Origin of the sequence: Kineosporia sp. NBRC 101731, assembly GCF_030269305.1 — a bacterium.
Lineage (GTDB): Bacteria > Actinomycetota > Actinomycetes > Actinomycetales > Kineosporiaceae > Kineosporia.
The window spans coordinates 1-16,942 of record NZ_BSTC01000022.1; the positions used below are offsets into that span (position 1 = coordinate 1).

The window sequence follows — 16,942 nt, forward strand, 5'->3', positions numbered from 1 at the left end:
TCATGGAACCATCCTGGGCCACCGGCCCAGACACATCGACACTCAACGCAGGACTTCCGGATCTCGCCCCGTCAAGGGAAAGGGTTGTTCTGAGCCGCTGGCCTCAACTCACCCTGACAGACGGGGATCCGTCCACGCAGTCCCGGCCTCAGGTTCAGATCGCGCCAGAGTCACCAGCCCCCATCCTCTCTCAGGAAGAGTGAAGTCATCCCGCACTACAGCCAAGGCCTCACCCGGCCGAGTCGCGGCGTAGTACATCAGGCCGAAGAAGGCTGCGAGCTTCGGGCCACGATCCCGGCCAACGTAGGACACTCCCACGAGACATTCGGCAAATTGCACCGGAGATAGCACCACTCGCCGGTCCACCTCGTCCGCGACCTTGGCAACCTTCCATTGCACCGTTCCCACTGGGTTCACCGAGAGATGCCCCATCTCGACCGCGTGGCCGAAGAAGTTGTGTAGAACAGCACGCTTCCGGCGCATGGTTGCGGCGGCAGCCGGGCTCCCATCGATCTTGGACGCACAGGCGTCCAGTGCAGCCCGGACCAGTGCCGGCCGATTGGCTACGTCGTCGAGTGCGTCAATCGGCAAGGCGTTTTGAGCCATCCAATCCAGAGCATCGGCGATGTCTCCGGGTTGCTCCTGGTCGCGCTTGGGCGGATTGAAAGCGGCATTGATCAGCGCCTTCCGGAGCGTGTCCGCCGCAGGAGGGTTTGCCGCTTTCGGCTTAACCAGCACCGGTAGCACGGTGGCCAGGGCTTGAGCCGTGCCACGCCGTGTCTTGGCAGCAGCGGTCGGCCACTTGAGTGTGGTGTACCTGAGCGCCAGGTCATAGACGGTGATCGTCTCTTGCGTCTCCATCATCGAAACAGGCAGACCCGTTTCGACATCGAAACCCTCCCCCTTGCGGGTCGCTTGGATCAGGTCGGATCGGAAACTCTCGGCCAGGCAGCGAGTCTTGAACGAACGACGCTTGAACCTGCCTGCCAACCGCCACCGCACCGAGTAGGGCTTGGGACGATCCTTGCGGATATCCAGGGGGTAGATGTCCACGCTGTAGGTGATCACGCAGCCTCCTCAAGGTTTTCGAGCCATGCGGCCAGGACGGAGCGGCGGATGCGCAACTCGCGGTTGGGCAGTCGGACGCACTGCGGGCCGGTGCCCAGTTCGCGCCAGCGTTGCCATGTGCGGCGCGGGATTTGGAGGTCGGCCAGGACTTCGGCGACGGTCAGGAGATCAGTCGGCTTCTGCGGGGTCATCGGCTCTCCGATCGATTCGAGGTCAGGCGCAGTTCGGGTGCGTGTGGGTGCCGTCGTCGAAGGTGAGCGGCAATCGGCATCGGATGCAGGTGGGTGCCGAGTGGGGAGAGGTAGCCGTACCAGCCGTACCAGCCTCGTTTTGCCTGGTCAGCCCAGGTACGGCTTGGTGAGGCGGTACGGCTTGAGCCGTACCGGGGGCGTGGGCCTGGTCGTGGCCAGCCGATCCGTGGCGATGTCCGGAGGAGGCTTCAAGCCGTACCACCGAGTGAAGCCGTACCGCCTCTGACGTGGGGTTATGCGGCTGGTACGTCTGGTACGGCTCTTCCGGGTGCCCCCGATCGGACTCCGCCTGCTCGCGGTTCGGCGGGCAGTAGCGGTTCCAGGCGTCGGCGAAGTCATCGCGGCGGTACCCCTTGGCCTGGCCTTCGGTGAACCGGTAGGTGCCGGGGCGAATGTCGTACTCGGCCAGGAGCTTGCCGAGCTTCATGGGTGTCATCCATTCCCCACGGGGGCCGAGCGTGGCCCAGGGCGCCTCGGGGTCGGCGCAAAGACGTTGGATCAGGACTCCGCTCGGCAGAGCGGGAACGTTCTCGAAAACGGCCTGGCAGTCGCGCAGGAGCCGCACCGAGAGAGGTTCCTCGCTCACCGCGTCCCGTTCGCCGGTGAGGACAACACAGGCGTTGCGGCCCCGCTCGGGCCAGTGCCCACCGGCCAGGTCGGCGATGGCGACAAGAGGCTCCCAGGTGTCGGCGGCCCGGTCCTCGACGGGCATGTCGGGCTCGGCGGCAGCCAGTTCGGCAGCGTGGGCGCGCACCCACGTGTGCAGCTCGGCGGCCAGGCGCCGTAGGGCGGGCCCGTCGCGACGTTCGCGGTAGGGGGCGACGGTTTCACCGGGGGCGCGCCGGCGCATTCGGATCACGGCGGCCCGGTCCTCGATGGTGTCGGGCATGTGGCCGATGCCGGCCAGAGCGGCCATGGCGAAGGTGGGGATCTTCTCTACGCGGGCTTTGGCAGCGTCGTAGCGGATCGTAGGCCGATTGCGCTGATGCCCGGCGTTCAGTAGCCCGCGCAGGTCCTCGTTCGCTCCCTGAGCCGCCGGACCGAAGATCGTGTCGGCCTCGTCGAGCAGGATCGTCGGCGGCTCGTCGGAGCCGATCGAGCGGTAAATGGCCGGGGGCGAGGCATTCACGGTGATCAGTGGTTCCCAGCAGGTGGCCTCGACGATGTCCAGGAGCCGGGACTTGCCGCAGCGCTTCTCGGGTGCCCGGATGACCAGGCGGGCGGCGTGGGCCCAGGAGGGTTGGGCGTGGGTGGCGGCTATCCACAGGACTACGGCGTCGGTGGCGTGGTCGGAGGGAAGCACGACGTAGCGAGTGAGGATCGCCCGCAGGCGGTCGAGCAAGGCGGCACCGTCAATGGTCTGGGCGTTGATGTCTGCGGTCGTCAAACCGGACTCCAAAGGGTTGGATGGGACGAATGGACGTTCAACGGAGGTTGCGGATGTCGAAGTGGCTGCGAATCCGTGTGGCACTCTGCTTGGTCCAAATCCTTTTCGGCTTGGGGCAGCTGATCACTGCTGTGGCGTGGGGCGGGGAGGCGTGGGGTTGGCGTGCTGGCATGGGGGCGTCGATACTGATGACCGGCGGCGTTCTCACGTACGGGATCTATGAGGAGGGGCGCAAGAAGGCCAGGGCCGAATCAAACGGGGATCAGAGATGAAACCTTGGATCTGGCAGGCGCTTTTGGCAGTGCTCTGGATCGCCATGAACACCGCGCTCCTGCTGAATGAACTGATTGCCAACGGGTGGACCCGGCAAGCTGTCATTCGTGCGGTTGTTACCGCGCTCGGCCTCATCTACTGCTATATCGCTTACACCACACGAAAGAAGAGCCAGAGCGACGCGGAGTAGCGACAGAGCAGTTCAAGCGGCCTCCGCACGGCTCGGCGGCGTGCCTGCCTCTCGGATCGCGCGAAGTGGCCGATAGGGCATCCCCCAGGACTTGGCCGCCTTTTCGCGGAGTTGTTCGCCGGTCAGACCCGGATCGTGGTCGAGTTGGTCCGCGCGTTGGCGTAGCCACTTCTCGCGGGCGGTGTGGCCGAGTGGTCCGGGGCGGTTGGCGATGGCGTCGCAGGTGAGTTGGACTTCCCGCCACAGGGCGGCGTGTTCGGCCTCGACCTGGGCTCGGCCGATTTCGATGCCGCGCCGGAGGGCGTCGCGGATGCCGGCGTCGTAGCCGATGTTCAGCACGTCCCAGCGGGTGGCCTCGGGTGAGTCCCAGCGCAGGTCTTGGCGGGGTGCCGGCCGATGCGTTCCCCAGCGGCTTACGCGGTTCATCGGCGCGGCCTCGGGTCGCCGGGCAGGCCCCGGCGGTGCTCGCGGGAGAAGTACTCGTAGATCCGGCGACCGAGGCGTACGCGGCGGCCGGTTCCGGCGCAGTGGCGGCACAGGCGGTGGCCGGCGCCGAAGGGGTTGTGGTGTTTTCCGGAGCCGTGGCAGCGTCGGCAGGCTGCGAACGGGAACGTGGCGCAGGCCAGGAGGTAGTACGTTGCGTAACCGAGTGCTGCGAGGGTGACTAGCGCGGCGGGGCTGTGCACTTTTTGCCTCCACGGGCTGTTTTTGGGCGCAGTGAGGGGAGCGCTGCTAGGTGTTAGCGCGCTGATCAGGATCGGGTTGTGGTGCTAGCGGTGCCGCTAGGTCTAGCGGGGCTAGGTGCTAGACCTAGCGGCAGGTTTCAGCCCTTTGAGGGGCGGGTTATTGCTTGTCGCGGTCACGTTTGGTGATGGCCTTGAGGATGTCGGGGCGCTTGAGTCCGCGACGGTTGGCGCCTTCTCCGGTGTCGGCGTCGGTGCCCCAGACCTGGCGGGTGACGACGCCGTAGGGCTTGAGGGCGGCGGTGAGCTGTTCCTTGGTGAGGGTGGGGTAGACCTCGGGCCGTAGCTCGGTCAGGCGCTCGGCCACGACTTCGGACCAGGCGTTGGGGGCGGAATCGGTGAGGATGAGGGCGATGTCGTCGAGCAGGGTGTCGCGGCGGATGGCGTCGGTGTTGAGGTTCTGGCCCAGGGCGTAGCCGGTGAGTGTTCCGGCTTTCTCGCGCATGGCCCGGGCGCGGGCCACGACTTGTTCGGCGGCCACGCCGTCGATGTAGTGCGTGCGGGCGATGACCGGGTCGTCGCCTTCACCGGCCAGGTAGCCGATGCCCCGGTCGCGGCGGGAGAACATCGTTGCGGCGATACCGGCGGCGTGCATGGAATCGCCGAGCACCATGTCGTTCTCGCGCCATCCCATGACCTTGAGGCAGAACCGCAGCACGGCGTTCGCGCTGATGCCCGGCGGGATGCTCTTGGCGTCGGGACGCTGTGTGGCCAGGATCAGGCTGATGCCGGCGGCCGGGCCGCGCTTGATCAAGTCGACGCAGATTTCCTCGAATTCGCCTCCGTACTGGGAGTGTTCGAACCACACCTGGCACTCGTCCACACCGGCGACGATGGGCTCAAGCCCGAGGCTCTTGCGGTCTGCCAGGTCGGGCGTGACCTTGTTCTCCGGGCAGATGTCGCGGGGAAGGTCACGGATCACCTTGGTGCGGCGGCGTAGCTCGGTGCGCAGCTCGCGCATGGCAGCCAGGCCGTAGGCGATGTCCTCGTCCTCATCCCCCGCCCGGTACCGGTGTGCCACCGGTTCGGTGGCCGACAGGTCGCCGGTGCCCTTGAGGTCGAACGCCAGTACCTTCGCCCGGGGGTCCAGGCACGCGGCCAGAAGAATCAGCCGCAGCGTGAACGTCTTGCCCATGCGCGGGACCGATCCGATGATCATTGACGCGAACATCAGGGTGAGCGCCACGACCTGGCCCCGGGGGTCGGTGCCGATCGTGAACGGCTCGAATAGGTCGACCTTTCCGGCCTTGAGCAGCGGCCATGCGGCCTGCCGGGATTTGGACATGTCCCGGTCGGCCACGAACAGGACCAGGCGGCCCGGGTGGACGTCGGCGTTCACCTCCGGCCAGACACACCCCAGGGGCCGGGCCAGAGCAGCGGCAAGTTTCTCCCGCTTCTCGACCACCTCAGCGGCCAAAGCACCGGGCGGGAGCGTGATGTCGGCCCGCCATCCGGCGCCGTTCTCGCGGGTGATCGGTGCGGCGAACCAGCCGCGTCCGGTATCTCCCTTGGCCATCGCCCGGTCGATGTCCACGATCCGCAACCGGCTCAGCGCCTCGACGACCTGATCGGAGGTGAGCGGCGTGACCTCGGTCCGGATCACGGCGGTGTCCAGCAGAGGACGATCAGCCGGCGCACCGATGATGCCGAGCAGGATCACGGCCACGGCGATCGTGGACCACAATAGCCAGGCCGGAACCAGGAACGCAGCGATCAGGGTGGCCAGGCTCAGGCCGGCGACCATCGCCGTGACGATCGAGCGCCACCTCACCCGGCGGTCTCGTTGACTCGACAGACGCTCATAGGTGCGCGCCTCGTCCGGACGTGTGGTGGCCGCCCGGACGATCGACTGCCGAACCGGCTCCCCTTCCATGTCGAACCACCAGCGCGAGTACCGGCTGACCAGCCGGGCCGCACCGCGCGGGGCGCGGAACGCCAGACGGGCGCTGTACTTGGGCACACGGACGCAGTGGTAGGCGAGGGTGTGTCCGGCCAGGCCGGCCGCCCACGCGGTGTTCGCCGTGAACTCGGTGCGAGAACGCAGCCAGGTCGGCACCACGGGACGACGCTCGGCCTCACGCATTCCGGCCAGGCTCCACCCGGCGCGGCGCTGTGCTTGCGGGCTGTCGACCAGCACCGCGTCCGGGCCGGTGCCGGGGGCCACGATCGTGCCCTCGATCGGAGGATCGGTGTCCGGTGCGGTGTCGGGTTCGGTGTCCGGGGACGTGTCCGGTCGGGTGTCCGGCACGCTGTCGGGTCGGGTGTCGGGTGTGGTGTTGCGGGCGCGGGCGGCGGCCAGGTCCACCACGTCGGCGTTACGGGTGGACGCGTCGTGGTCGTCGGGTTCGGGTGTTCCGTATGCGGGGGCGGTGCTCATCCGTGGTTCCCCTTCCAAGGTGGTGCGGTAGTTCCCGGGGTGGGGTGACCCGCCCGATGCGGGGCCGGGCGGGTCACGTCGTGTAGTGGGGTGTCAGGCGGCCAGGGGCCGGATGTCGGGCTGGATGTCGCCGGACTCGACGACGTCGGTGGCCGTGGTCTCGGTGGCCGGGCGGAAGTAGCGGCTGACGGTCCGCTCGGTGACGCCGAGCTGTTTGCCGATGCGGGCGTACGTCCATTCCGGGTGCTTCTCGCGCAGAGCCACGGCCTTGTCGGCGTTGCTCTGGCGGGGCCGGGCCGGCCGACGCTTACGCAGATCGGTCACGTCGCCCTGGTCATTGCCGTTCACCAGTGCAGCCCGGTTCGCGATGTCAGCCTCGGTCCAGCTCGGTAGCTGGTCGGCGTCCTCGATCGTCGCGTGGGGCTCCTGGTCGGGAGCCTCCTGTGCGGTCTCGGCCGGGGAGACTTCCGGCGTTTCCGTGACCAGGTGAGCCAGTGCCGCGCCCATGCCGAGCACGGCGACGGGCAGGCAGGCGACCAGGGCGACGATGGGCCAGGGCGCGTGCGTCATCCCGGCGGCTGCCATCAGGTGGTAGGCGACTTGGCCGGCCGCGCCCAGGCACAGGGAGCCGATGGCTGACCAGCGGGCGAACGTGCGGGCTCGGTTGCTGACGTTCATGCCGAGCCACACGTACATGGCGTACGCGGCGTAGGTCTCCACGCCGATCGGCAGGGTGATGGCGGTGTTGATCCGGGCCTCGTCCCAGATACCCGGCAGTGGGGCCACCGGGCCGAAACCGGTCAGCCGGCCGAGCTCGACCCAGCCGGACCAGATGGCCACGAACGCGGGCAGAGCCAGCAGCAGTACCGGCCAGGCGCGGCGTGGCGTGCCGCTGTGAGCCTCGCTCGGGTCGGTGGCGGTGTCCGTCGTGCTCATGCTCAGTGCTCCGTTCCCTTGCCGGGGGTGATCGTCTTGAGGTGCGCGGTCACGCGGCGCACGTCGTTCAGGCCGTCGTCGAGCCGGTCCAGGCGGGCACCGGAGCGCATCAGGGCGTCAGAAACCTGGGTGATGGACGCCTTCAGGTCGAGGTCCGCGTCGTGGGCGAGTCGACCGCCGTCGTAGGCGGCGTGCAGCCACCGCATGACGTGGGCGATGGATTGCTCCATGCCGTGGACGGTCGCCATCAGGTGGGCGATCACGGCGTCCACTTCGTGCGCCTCGCGGTATCCGGTGCCGCCGATCGTGAGGTGGTTCAGGCTCCGGATCGCCTCGGCGGCCAGATCGGCGAACTCATCCGGGCGCTTGGCGTTGGGGATGCTCATCAGCAGCTCACCTCAGTGGTCTTGGCCAGCAGCAACCCGTCCGGGCGGCCGGTGTCGATGCCCTGGCGGATCAGCCCGTCAACGCACCGGGACTCCACCACCCGCGACACCGGGCTATTCGTGTGTGCGCTCTCCCCCGCGATGGCTCGCAGCGTGAGCGTGGTCGGAACGGCCGTGATGACCGAGGCCAGAAGACCAGCGCCAATCCGGCGCAGGACCGGCGGGGCGTGTCGGGCGTGTGAACTGCGGATATGCGTGCTTGCTGTACTCATGCCGCACCGCCAAGTGGTCCACCGTTGAGCCAGTTGAGCGGCTCGGCGGACATGAGGTGCCTCAGCTCGGTTGCGCCAGTTACGGCCTGGTCCAGTCGATGACGAGCCAGTTCCGAGCCCTCGTCACCGGTGACGGCCATCGCGATCTCAGCGTCGACCACAGCGATTTCAGCTGCGATCAGAGGCCATTCGGCCTCGATCAGCCGCAGCTCGCGGCGGCTCGGCCCGTTCAATGATCTCCAGGAATGCACGGCGGTCCCCTTCCGTTGAGCAACTGGCTTAAGCCACTAAGTGGCTTGAGCCAGTTATAGCGACACGGCGGGGCGCACGTCAACAAGTGGCTTGAGCCAGATGTCCTAGACTCCCGATCCCGGGACCGAACGGAGAGGTCAACCACCCATGAGTACGCAGCGCGAACAGCCCCCCAGCCGTCGCATCGCCGACGTCCTGCGTCGGGCTATCGCGGACGGCACCTACCAGGAGGGCGACAAGCTGCCCTCCGAACGTGTCCTGGCCTCCACCTACGGATCGGCCCGCAACACGGCTCGCGAGGCGGTCAACATCCTGGCCACCGAAGGCCTGGTCGACGTGCGCCACGGCAGCGGCGCGTACGTGCGCAAGCAGGTCAAGATGATCCGCCTCGGAGCCGAGCGCTACAGCGAGAGCACGCGTCGAGAGACCGGCCTCTCACCCTTCCGGGCCGAAGCACTCAAGCAAGGCAAGACCGTGCGGGTGGACGTGCCCAACATCAGCCGCGTCATTCCGCCGGCCATCGTGGCCGAACGCCTCGCGGTCGACCCCCACACCGAATCCGTTGTCCAACGCGTAAACCACTACTACGCAGACGATGTGCCCGTTCAGATCGGCATCACATACATCCCGTGGACGATCGTCGAAGGATCCGTCCTGGCCACCGACGCCAAGACCGGCACCGGGAGCATCTACGCCCGGTTCGCCGAGCTCGGCCACCAGATCACCAACGTCCGGGAAGAAATCTCTGCCCGGATGCCCCGCCCCGATGAGGCACAGATCTTGCACACTCCACCTGGCGTCCCCGTCCTCGATGTCGTCCACACCGGCATCGACCAGGACGGAAAACCTTTCGAGGTAACGAACTTCATCATGCGTTCGGATTTGACCGGGCTCGACTACTCGATGGCTGTAGAGGACTGATCACGCGACATGGCAGACAACCCCACATCCCGAATCCGCCCCCGCACCGCCGATGACCTCCCCGCCCTGGGCGATCTCCTGGTCCGCGTCCACGAACTCGACGGCTACCCCGTCGAAGGCGTCGCCGACCCCATCGCCTGGCTCAAGTCCGACAACGAGCTAGCCGCACTCACCGCCGAGAAAGACGGCCAGGTCGTGGGCCACGTCATGCTCAGCTACCCAACCGACGCCGACGCCGCCGCGACCGAGTGGGCCGAGCGCGAGGACGAACCACGGGATGCCATCGCGGTGCTCGGCCGGCTGTTCATCGCGCCTGAAGCACGCGGGGAACGGCTAGGCGCGCGGCTCACCGACTCAGCCACTGAGATTGCCCGCAAGCTCGGCCGGCGCGCGGTGCTCGACGTGATGGCCAAGGACAAGGCGGCCATCCGGACCTACGAAAAACTCGGGTGGGAACGCATCGCCGCGATCAAGCACACCTTCGGCGACGGCCAGAGCGTCCCGGCCTACGCCTATGTCTCACCGCTGGAGTAACCCAAAGACTCCCCTGTCCGCCGGCCTCGTACGGGGCGTGGCCACGAAGGCGTGCAGGGGAAGCGTCGCCGTCCGGGGTCAGGTGCTCCCCTGCCCCGGACGGCGACCAGCAGGCAGGGCAGTCCGCTACCGGTTCGCACCCACCACCGGACTGCCCGACCAACCGCCCCCACCGCACCGGTGAACCCAAGAGTCCTGGCGCCGTGGGGGCAACCATCGTGACGCGACTGACCACCCTCCGTCGAGCCGCGTCACGGCAAGAAGGCTCCGGCCGCGTCCGCGCTGATGGCTTACCAGCGCCGGACGCGGCCGGGGTCTCTGATCGCCGAACGAGCTGCCCGCAACCGATGGGCGGAACCCAACGATTAGCATCGCATTTTCACACGGACAGTTACTTCCTGTTACTCTGAGCTTCGCAGCAGGTTGATCGCCGCGGTTCATGAACAGCCGGGCCAAATGCGAGGGGGCGCTATCAAGGATTGGGATTGGATTGGAATCTCCGGCCTAATCCTTTCAGTTGTAGGATTCGCCGTGACAATTTGGCAACTCACCCGCACCAAGAACGCGAGCATCGCAACGCGATCCGCGATTGAGCGCACAGAAAAACGAATGGCCTTAAACCACCTACTGACGCTCCTACCTCAGTTGCGACTATCGGAAAACGATCTCGATGTAGCCGTATTCGATAATGACGCACGCTTGGCCATGCGTGCATTAATGGCCTATTCACATACTGCCGTGGAAATCGCCAATCTCCTCGATCGCCACCCGCAACATGCCACCCTGGCAAAAGAGTTGAAAGACGCCGCCGGCAAGGCAGCCGAGACCAAGGTCGCTATCGCGGACGCGTCCGCCAAGGCGGGGGTAAAAGGCATGACTAAGAACTTCAGATCCAAAGTAGCCGGACTATCTAGCAACTTATCTGGAATTTCAACATTGGTAGCAATTGAAATGGGGCGCGAAAACTGATGCAAGCATTAACAACCAACCAGCGCCTTGCCCTCATCAACCGACTCCATCAGTTGGTTAAAGACAAAAAGATCATATGGGATCCTGAAGAAGACAGCGACTATGAGTTCTTTGCCACCCTCGAGAAATTTACATACACACTGACGTGTCGCGACAAGGACGATTCCTACCCGTTCAGCCTGGAAGTTTATGGCAGAGAAGCCCAGCGAACATTTGACCTTATCAACACTGAAGATGAATCGCTTCCAGAGCTTATGAGGACCGAGCTACGCGACCTTTACATGACAGTAAAGAAGGTGACACTTGCTTACGAGAATTTAACCCAGCAACTTTTCAGCGAGTTGGGACTTGAAGCACCACCGAGGGTCGAAGACGAGAAACCTCCCTTGTGACCCCATGGGATCAATGTACTACTGCCAAACTAGCAGGGAATCAACAAAGGGGAATTACCCCCAAATCTTCTGTTCGGCAAGTAATTATTTCCCATCAGGAACCAAGCGTTCAACAAGCATCTTAAGCAAATCGACTTCGGATTCCGTCGGTGCAGCCTTGCTCTCCAGGGGTTCGGATCGAAAAAGAGTCTCTCCAAAAGTCGCGAGCAGGCGTGCACGCTCAGCAGGCGTCATCTCGGCAGTGTAAGCACGGATGGTATTTAGGCGCACTTCAATCTTTGCCGACTCACTACTTGCGTTTGTGTGGCGTGATCCCTGCCTAGCGAAGTAGAAAGCCAAAGCCACGAGCGGGGCAAAAATGAAATACTTGTGCAATGCAGATGTCCATGAACCTTCATCCGGGCGAGCTAAAATCTCCCAAATTCCGAAAATTGTCACGGCCAGAACGAGAACTACTGCCGCGGCATGCCATTTGAAAGCCCTCTTCCTTTCCTCTCCTGCAAACTTCTGAAAGTATTCCGCCATCCCGGCCAGGCCCGAATCGCCAGCAGCACGTTTAGCGTCCCGGGCTGCTTCCTTGGCCTCCGCAAGAGTGGAAAGAAGTCGGATCTCTTCTGGACGAGCAAGAGTCTCCGCCATCTCAATTATCCGCTGACATTGATCGTTCAAATCTTGGCCCCTGGCCACACTAAGAGGATCGCCCTTAACTGCGACTGAGACTGAGAATGCATACTGCGTACGCCGGTTAGGCGTGAGACTTTTGAGAGCCCTGCATAGGTAAAGCGTCCACAACAGGATTTTGTCATCCTCGGCCGTCGGAGAGATTTCATCCAATGCTAAGTTTATTATAGCCAATTGCGGGGTATGCATACTACTTGGATGCGAAGCCAAACTACCAACTTCCTTCTCTGGATTAATTTTGATTGCCGCAAGCATTTGCCTCTCCGGTAGGGTTACTAACAGCCCAGGATCTGCAATTTCGCAAAATCTATCTAATGCTTCAAGGGAAGCTAATGCCAAAATCTTCAACGGATGCGTGTCATTCTCTGAAGCGTTCCATTGTTCGTGCAGCAGCTTGCTGCTAACGAGGACTTCTCTAATCCAATCCTCAAATGAGGAAGCTTGCACTTCTTCTATCTCGTAGGGTGCCACAGCATCCACCGTCCCCTGTCTTGTGTACTGCCTAAAGCGTTGGCCGAGCGGAGCGATCCTACGGCCGAGACGGGCCCGGAAGGGAGGGCCGACACCTTGATCTTTTGCGACCACCGTCTCCATCCAGCCGCGCACTGGTCGATCAGTTTAAGCGTCGACGAGTAGCCCCCCATGGCTGCGCCAATTAGAAGAGAACGCTCCCTGCCCCGTTTTTGCCCCCATTGACAAGCAACGGCGGGTTTCTGCAGTTCAGGACGCACTTTAGGCGCGGTTTCGTAATGAGCAGGTCATCGGTTCGAGTCCGATAGGTGGCTCAGGCAAAGCCCGAGATCAGAACCCTGATCTCGGGCTTTTCTGCGTGGTTGCAGCCGGTGGAACCTCTCGGGCTCCGCGACCTACCTACAAGTCGAGGTCAGGACAAATCCGGAGCCGGCGCTCGTGAAAGACCGGCGCGGCCTGGATCGCGTCCGGCAAGGCCGTGGGTCGGTTCTTGATGACCCATCGGAGAAAAAGCAGCCAGGTGAGCCAGCGCATGGCCCACGAGCTCGGACACCTGGTGCTGCATTCCAATACTCTGGGGAGCGATGATCTTGAAGCCGAGGCGAATGCCTTCGCGGCCGAGTTCCTCATGCCGGCGGAGCTGGTGCGACCCTCATTGCGCAACCTGAAGCTCGGGCGGTTGCTCGACCTCAAACGTGAGTACGGCGTCTCCATGCAGGCGCTGGTCGAGCGGGCCTACCAGCTTGACCTCCTGAGCCCCACGCAGCGAACCAGCACCTACAAACTGCTCAGCGCCAAGGGCTGGAGAACCCGCGAACCCGGCAGTGATGAAATCGCCCCCGAAGTAACCGCCCTGGCCCAGGCAATTGGTCAGAGCCTGAGCAGTCGTGGGCTCAGCCCGGCAGAGGTCGCCAGCATCGCCGGCTTCTCCGACGCCCGGCACAACAGTCTCTTCCTCCCGATCGGCCTTCGCGCGGTCTGAGCGGTCCAGACATCATCGCTCTCAGAGTGCTAATCCCAGCACCCGCTGATGCTCACGCCGGTACCGCCCCGGCGAAACCCCGAACTCCCGTCGAAAAGCATTGGAAAAAGCGAACTCCGAAGAATACCCCACCTGACCTGCGATCCCGGCCAGCAGCGTGTCCGTGTCACACAGCAACTGCGCGGCCCGGGTCAGGCGCTGGGTGGTGAGGTAGGCCATGGGGGAGGTGCCGGTCTGGGCCACGAACCGGCGACCGAAAGCCGTGCGGGACAGCCCCGCCCGGGCGCTGAGCTGGTCGACGGTCCAGGGGGTTTGGGGGTTGTCGTGGATCGCGCTCAAAGCTGCCGCGATCCCGGCGTCGTCGATCTCGAACAGGGGCTCGTGCCAGGCTCTCAGCGCGTGCACCAGGATCAGGTCGATCAGGGCCGTGCGGGTCAGGCTGGTGCCGGCCTGACGCTCGCTGATGTCCCGGCCCAGCACCGTGATCAGTGCGGACAGTTCCGGATGCTGGGCCGGGTCGGGCGAGACCACCATCAGGTCGGGGAGGTTGCGCAGGAACGGGTGCAGGTGGCCACGCCCCAGGCGGTAGGCGCCGCACAGGCATTCGATGTCGAACGTGCTCGAGGGCGGTGGCGGGGCCTGCGCCTCCAGCTTCATCAGCGGCAGCTCACGCAGCATACGGGGCCGCAGACTGAGGCCGTGCTCGGCACCGCTGGGGATGAGCACGATGTCACCGGCGTTCAGCAACTGGGGCTCGCCGGCGGCGGCGATCAGCCACGCCGATCCGGAAAGTACCGCGTGGAAGCCGATTCCCTCGAAGCTGTCGAACCGCATGCCCCAGCCGCGCGAACCACCGAACCAGCGCGCACCGGCCTCGCCGATCCGGGCACCGCCCAGAGCCACACTGACCAGGTCCATGCCCGCGATTCTAGGCCGATAACCACCTGGACCGACCGCGTCCTCACTCTCGCTCGAACAAGAGCCGACAGGGAAGGTTTACATGATCACGGACGACGTGGGTGACACTCCCACGAGTCGCCGCCCGGGCCACAAGCACCCGGGGCACACGCGCTGGTCAGGCCGGGGCCAGCACCGCCTCGGACCGCTCGGCCGCCAGGTACGTGTTCAGGATCGGATGCCGCCCGGCCACCGCGATATCACGCCAGAACCTCTGCAGCGTGCTGGATTTCGCGAAACCGCGGGTTCCCCCCAGGTCCAGCATCAGCTCGACGGCCGCGCGGCAGTCCCGGGACGCCTCCGCCAGTTCCCGCACCAGTCGCGGGCCATCGGTTTCGGGTATGTCCTCGGAATCGACCAGTGCAGCCACGGCCAGCATGGCCTGCTCGGCCCGGTTCGTCAGCCGGGTCGCCTCGGCCAGCCAGTACCGGGCTCCGGACGACTCCCCCATCCGCGTGTACGCGGTCATATAGGGCTTACGGTCCGACGCGAACAGGTCCTCGATCACGCTGAGCGCACCCCGCGTGGCCCCGACCACCGGCGCCAGCACGGTGAGACCGAAGTACAACCGGTCCGAGAGCGGGCCGGGCAGCGGCATCGGAGCGATGAGTTCCTCGGGCACCAGCACGCCGTCGGCAACCAGCGTGTGGCTCCCGGTACCTCGCATCCCGGCCATGTCCCAGGTGTGCAGCACCTTCAGCTCGGCCGTGGGAACCAGGGCTATCGAGAAGACGTCCGCGTCGAGCACACCGACCCCGGCCCAGGTCGCGTCCTCACAACCGGACACGCTCTTCCAGGAACCCGTCACCCGCACACCGTCGGCACCACGTTCTGCCCGCCCGGAGGGAACCCCCGTGCCACAGGCCTGCACCTGATCGAACCCATCGGGCAGCGCATCCCCGAAAGCTTTCTTCGCCAGGGTTTTCGTCACCGCGTTCGTGCCCACGTTCCAGCTGGTCGACGGGCAGGCCGACGCCAGCTCGGCGAGCCGCCGCACCGTGGTCACGGCCCCGGCGCCCCGGCTGAGCGTGAGATCGGCCCGCACGGCCTCGACACTCTCCGCCACCGGGCGCCCCTGGGCCTCGGTCTCGGCAGCATGCTCGGCAAGGATCTTCAGTTCTGAGCTCGTCACCCTCCCGAGCCAACCAGCGAACGCGGGTGCCGTGAATACGCAGGACACCCGCGTCCATCAGCAATCCGACGCCTCGGGCCGGTGCATCCAGCAGTGCGTTCTTCGCCCGATTCCCGATTGTGCGGCGGCCGCGTCCCTCAGCAGAATCGGAACATGAGGATCACCGCTGATCAGGCCCTGGCCTGGCGTCTGGAACGACAGTTCCTGAGCCCGCGGGAAAATGTCTCCCGGGCCGACATCGTGCGGCGCCTCGGCGGAGTGCAGAGCCAGGTGGCGTCAGCCGCGGAGACCTCGATCGCCACGCGGCAGCAGACTCCCGGCGCCGCCTCTCCCGAGAACGACGCACTGATCAGGACCTGGGCGATGCGTGGCACGTTGCACCTGTGCCACAGCAGCCAGCTGGCCGATGTGCTGTCGCTGCTCGCGGCCTCCCGCACCTGGACAAAACCTAGCTGGCAGAAAACCTTCGGCGCCACACCGGACGAGATCGACCAGCTCGCCGAGGCGGTGCGGGAGCTCCTCGGTGACGGCAACCCCATGACCCGCGACGAACTGGTGACGTGTCTCGTCGCGGAGAGCCGTTTCGCCGACCTGGAGACCGAACTTCGTTCTGGGTGGGGCGCTCTGCTCAAACCCCTGGCCTGGCAGGGAGCTTTGTGCCACGGGCCGGCGCGTGGCTCCCGCATCACTTTCACCACCCCGTCCGCCCTGATTCCCGGCTGGTCCGGGCTGCCCTCCCCAGACGACGCGGCGCCCTCGGTGATCACTACCTACCTGGGCGCTTTCGGACCGGCCCCGGCAACGACCTTCGACAACTGGCTGATCCGCGGTGTCACCCGCAAGAGCATGCTGCGGAGCTGGTTCACGGGGATGGGCGACCGGCTGACCGAGGTCTCGGTGGACGGGCAGAGCGCGTTCGTGCTGAGTGAGCACGCCGACGAACTCGCCGCGACGAAGCCGAGCCGGGCGGTGCATCTGCTCGGCCCGTTCGACGCCTACGTGCTGGGCGCGACCACGAAAGACACCTGGATGCTCCCCGCCGAGCACCGCGATCGGATCAGCCGGGCGGCGGGCTGGATCGCCCCGGTGATCCTCTCCGGCGGACGCGTGGTGGGCACCTGGGAGCTGGAGCACGGCGACGTCGTGACCGAGTTCTTTCCCGGTGAGAAGGTGCTGTCGCGCCGGGCCCTGGCGGCCGAGGTGGACCGGGTCACCGGTCATTGAGGACGACGTGCGGGGCTCGCGCGCCCGTCCGGGCTACCGATGGACGTCTCGGGTGCGGTCCTGACCGGCGCAAACCCGTACCGGTCCAATAGGCTCATCAGGTTGCGGCGGCCGGCCGTGACGAACATGAAGCAGGAGTTGCTGATGGCCGAGGAACGGACGATAGGTCAGCTCGTATCGCAGGCGAGTGAGGACCTCTCCGCACTCGTCCGTTACGAGGTCGCGCTGGCCAAGGCCGAGATCATGGCCGACGTGAAGCGGGGTGCCGTGGGCGGCGGCCTGTTCGGGGCGGCCGGGTACCTGGCCTTCCTGGCCTCGATCACACTGATCGTCACAATCGGCTTCGCCCTGGTCGCCGCGGGGCTGTCCGCCTGGCTGGCCTTCCTGGTCGTCACCGTGGCGCTGCTGCTGCTCGCCGGGCTGCTGGGTTTCCTGGGATTCCTCCAGGTCAAGAAGATCAAGCCGCCGCAGCGCTCGATCGCCTCGACCAAGAAGACCATCGCCGCGGTGAAGGGCAGTGTCCGGTCGTGACACCATTTGCCCG

General features: G+C 65.4%; 20 protein-coding genes and 1 pseudogene. 8 read left to right on the forward strand and 13 right to left on the reverse strand.

Features of this window, described 5'->3' with window-relative positions; translation table 11 throughout:
- Window positions 1–108 precede the first annotated feature (108 nt).
- The 3 genes from QSK05_RS33855 to QSK05_RS33865 are packed head-to-tail and all read right to left on the reverse strand — an operon-like array spanning window position 109 to window position 2,706.
- Window positions 109–1,068, reverse strand: coding sequence for a site-specific integrase (locus QSK05_RS33855; RefSeq protein WP_285601500.1), 960 nt, complete (start codon window positions 1,066–1,068; stop codon window positions 109–111).
- Window positions 1,065–1,259 (reverse strand): helix-turn-helix transcriptional regulator, encoded by a 195-nt coding sequence (locus tag QSK05_RS33860; protein ID WP_285601501.1) that lies wholly within the window; start codon window positions 1,257–1,259, stop codon window positions 1,065–1,067. Before QSK05_RS33860 ends, QSK05_RS33855 begins: the two co-directional genes overlap by 4 nt.
- Window positions 1,260–1,281: 22 nt before the next feature.
- Window positions 1,282–2,706: a DUF3631 domain-containing protein gene (locus QSK05_RS33865; protein WP_285601502.1), complete on the reverse strand. Its 1,425-nt coding sequence runs from the start codon at window positions 2,704–2,706 to the stop codon at window positions 1,282–1,284.
- Between the two features lie 268 nt (window positions 2,707–2,974).
- On the opposite strand from QSK05_RS33865, the gene QSK05_RS33870 reads away from it, so the two are divergent.
- Window positions 2,975–3,169 carry a hypothetical protein gene (locus QSK05_RS33870; protein WP_285601503.1) on the forward strand — a complete coding sequence of 65 codons (195 nt, stop codon included), beginning with the start codon at window positions 2,975–2,977 and terminating at the stop codon, window positions 3,167–3,169.
- 12 nt (window positions 3,170–3,181) lie between these two features.
- Here QSK05_RS33870 and QSK05_RS33875 read toward each other — a convergent pair whose 3' ends face one another.
- The 7 genes and pseudogenes from QSK05_RS33875 to QSK05_RS33905 form a co-directional block, all read right to left on the reverse strand.
- Window positions 3,182–3,595, reverse strand: coding sequence for a hypothetical protein (locus tag QSK05_RS33875; RefSeq protein WP_285601504.1), 414 nt, complete (start codon window positions 3,593–3,595; stop codon window positions 3,182–3,184).
- The gene (locus QSK05_RS33880; RefSeq protein ID WP_285601505.1) at window positions 3,592–3,855 is read right to left on the reverse strand and encodes a hypothetical protein; all 264 of its coding nucleotides are present in this window, start codon (window positions 3,853–3,855) and stop codon (window positions 3,592–3,594) included. The genes QSK05_RS33875 and QSK05_RS33880 overlap by 4 nt, the downstream gene beginning before the upstream one ends.
- A gap of 157 nt (window positions 3,856–4,012) precedes the next feature.
- Entirely contained in the window at window positions 4,013–6,289 is a 2,277-nt protein-coding gene (locus QSK05_RS33885; RefSeq protein WP_285601506.1) for a hypothetical protein, read from the reverse strand.
- A 480-nt stretch (window positions 6,290–6,769) separates the two neighbouring features.
- A pseudogene (locus QSK05_RS36575) lies at window positions 6,770–7,183 on the reverse strand (ABC transporter permease); the annotation flags it as partial.
- A gap of 44 nt (window positions 7,184–7,227) precedes the next feature.
- Window positions 7,228–7,611, reverse strand: coding sequence for a hypothetical protein (locus tag QSK05_RS33895; protein ID WP_285601508.1), 384 nt, complete (start codon window positions 7,609–7,611; stop codon window positions 7,228–7,230).
- Entirely contained in the window at window positions 7,611–7,883 is a 273-nt protein-coding gene (locus tag QSK05_RS33900) for a hypothetical protein (protein WP_285601509.1), read from the reverse strand. Before QSK05_RS33900 ends, QSK05_RS33895 begins: the two co-directional genes overlap by 1 nt.
- Entirely contained in the window at window positions 7,880–8,134 is a 255-nt protein-coding gene (locus QSK05_RS33905) for a DUF6284 family protein (RefSeq protein WP_285601510.1), read from the reverse strand. The genes QSK05_RS33900 and QSK05_RS33905 overlap by 4 nt, the downstream gene beginning before the upstream one ends.
- Before the next feature lie 148 nt (window positions 8,135–8,282).
- Between QSK05_RS33905 and QSK05_RS33910 the strand changes: the two genes are divergently transcribed.
- From QSK05_RS33910 to QSK05_RS33925, 4 genes are all read left to right on the forward strand, one after another.
- Window positions 8,283–9,056, forward strand: a complete 774-nt coding sequence (locus QSK05_RS33910) for a GntR family transcriptional regulator (protein ID WP_285601511.1) — start codon at window positions 8,283–8,285, stop codon at window positions 9,054–9,056.
- Between the two features lie 9 nt (window positions 9,057–9,065).
- Entirely contained in the window at window positions 9,066–9,590 is a 525-nt protein-coding gene (locus QSK05_RS33915) for a GNAT family N-acetyltransferase (protein WP_285601512.1), read from the forward strand.
- A 531-nt stretch (window positions 9,591–10,121) separates the two neighbouring features.
- Window positions 10,122–10,559, forward strand: coding sequence for a hypothetical protein (locus QSK05_RS33920; protein WP_285601513.1), 438 nt, complete (start codon window positions 10,122–10,124; stop codon window positions 10,557–10,559).
- Window positions 10,559–10,951, forward strand: a complete 393-nt coding sequence (locus QSK05_RS33925; RefSeq protein ID WP_285601514.1) for a hypothetical protein — start codon at window positions 10,559–10,561, stop codon at window positions 10,949–10,951. Before QSK05_RS33920 ends, QSK05_RS33925 begins: the two co-directional genes overlap by 1 nt.
- Before the next feature lie 84 nt (window positions 10,952–11,035).
- On the opposite strand, the gene QSK05_RS33930 is transcribed toward QSK05_RS33925, so the two are convergent.
- On the reverse strand, window positions 11,036–12,103 hold the full coding sequence (locus QSK05_RS33930; RefSeq protein ID WP_285601515.1) for a hypothetical protein: 1,068 nt from the start codon (window positions 12,101–12,103) through the stop codon (window positions 11,036–11,038).
- Between the two features lie 520 nt (window positions 12,104–12,623).
- Here QSK05_RS33930 and QSK05_RS33935 point away from each other — a divergent pair.
- Window positions 12,624–13,085, forward strand: coding sequence for an ImmA/IrrE family metallo-endopeptidase (locus QSK05_RS33935; RefSeq protein ID WP_285601516.1), 462 nt, complete (start codon window positions 12,624–12,626; stop codon window positions 13,083–13,085).
- A 21-nt stretch (window positions 13,086–13,106) separates the two neighbouring features.
- Here the strand turns inward: QSK05_RS33935 and QSK05_RS33940 are convergent, their stop codons facing one another.
- Together QSK05_RS33940 and QSK05_RS33945 are read right to left on the reverse strand one after the other, a co-directional pair.
- Window positions 13,107–14,003, reverse strand: a complete 897-nt coding sequence (locus QSK05_RS33940; protein WP_285601517.1) for an AraC family transcriptional regulator — start codon at window positions 14,001–14,003, stop codon at window positions 13,107–13,109.
- Between the two features lie 157 nt (window positions 14,004–14,160).
- A complete protein-coding gene (locus tag QSK05_RS33945) occupies window positions 14,161–15,174 on the reverse strand; it encodes an acyl-CoA dehydrogenase family protein (protein ID WP_285601518.1) in 1,014 nt (337 codons plus the stop codon).
- Window positions 15,175–15,327: 153 nt separating this feature from the next.
- Between QSK05_RS33945 and QSK05_RS33950 the strand changes: the two genes are divergently transcribed.
- Window positions 15,328–16,398: a winged helix DNA-binding domain-containing protein gene (locus QSK05_RS33950; RefSeq protein ID WP_285601519.1), complete on the forward strand. Its 1,071-nt coding sequence runs from the start codon at window positions 15,328–15,330 to the stop codon at window positions 16,396–16,398.
- Window positions 16,399–16,524: 126 nt separating this feature from the next.
- Window positions 16,525–16,929, forward strand: coding sequence for a phage holin family protein (locus QSK05_RS33955; protein ID WP_285601573.1), 405 nt, complete (start codon window positions 16,525–16,527; stop codon window positions 16,927–16,929).
- The last annotated feature ends 13 nt before the right edge of the window (window positions 16,930–16,942 follow it).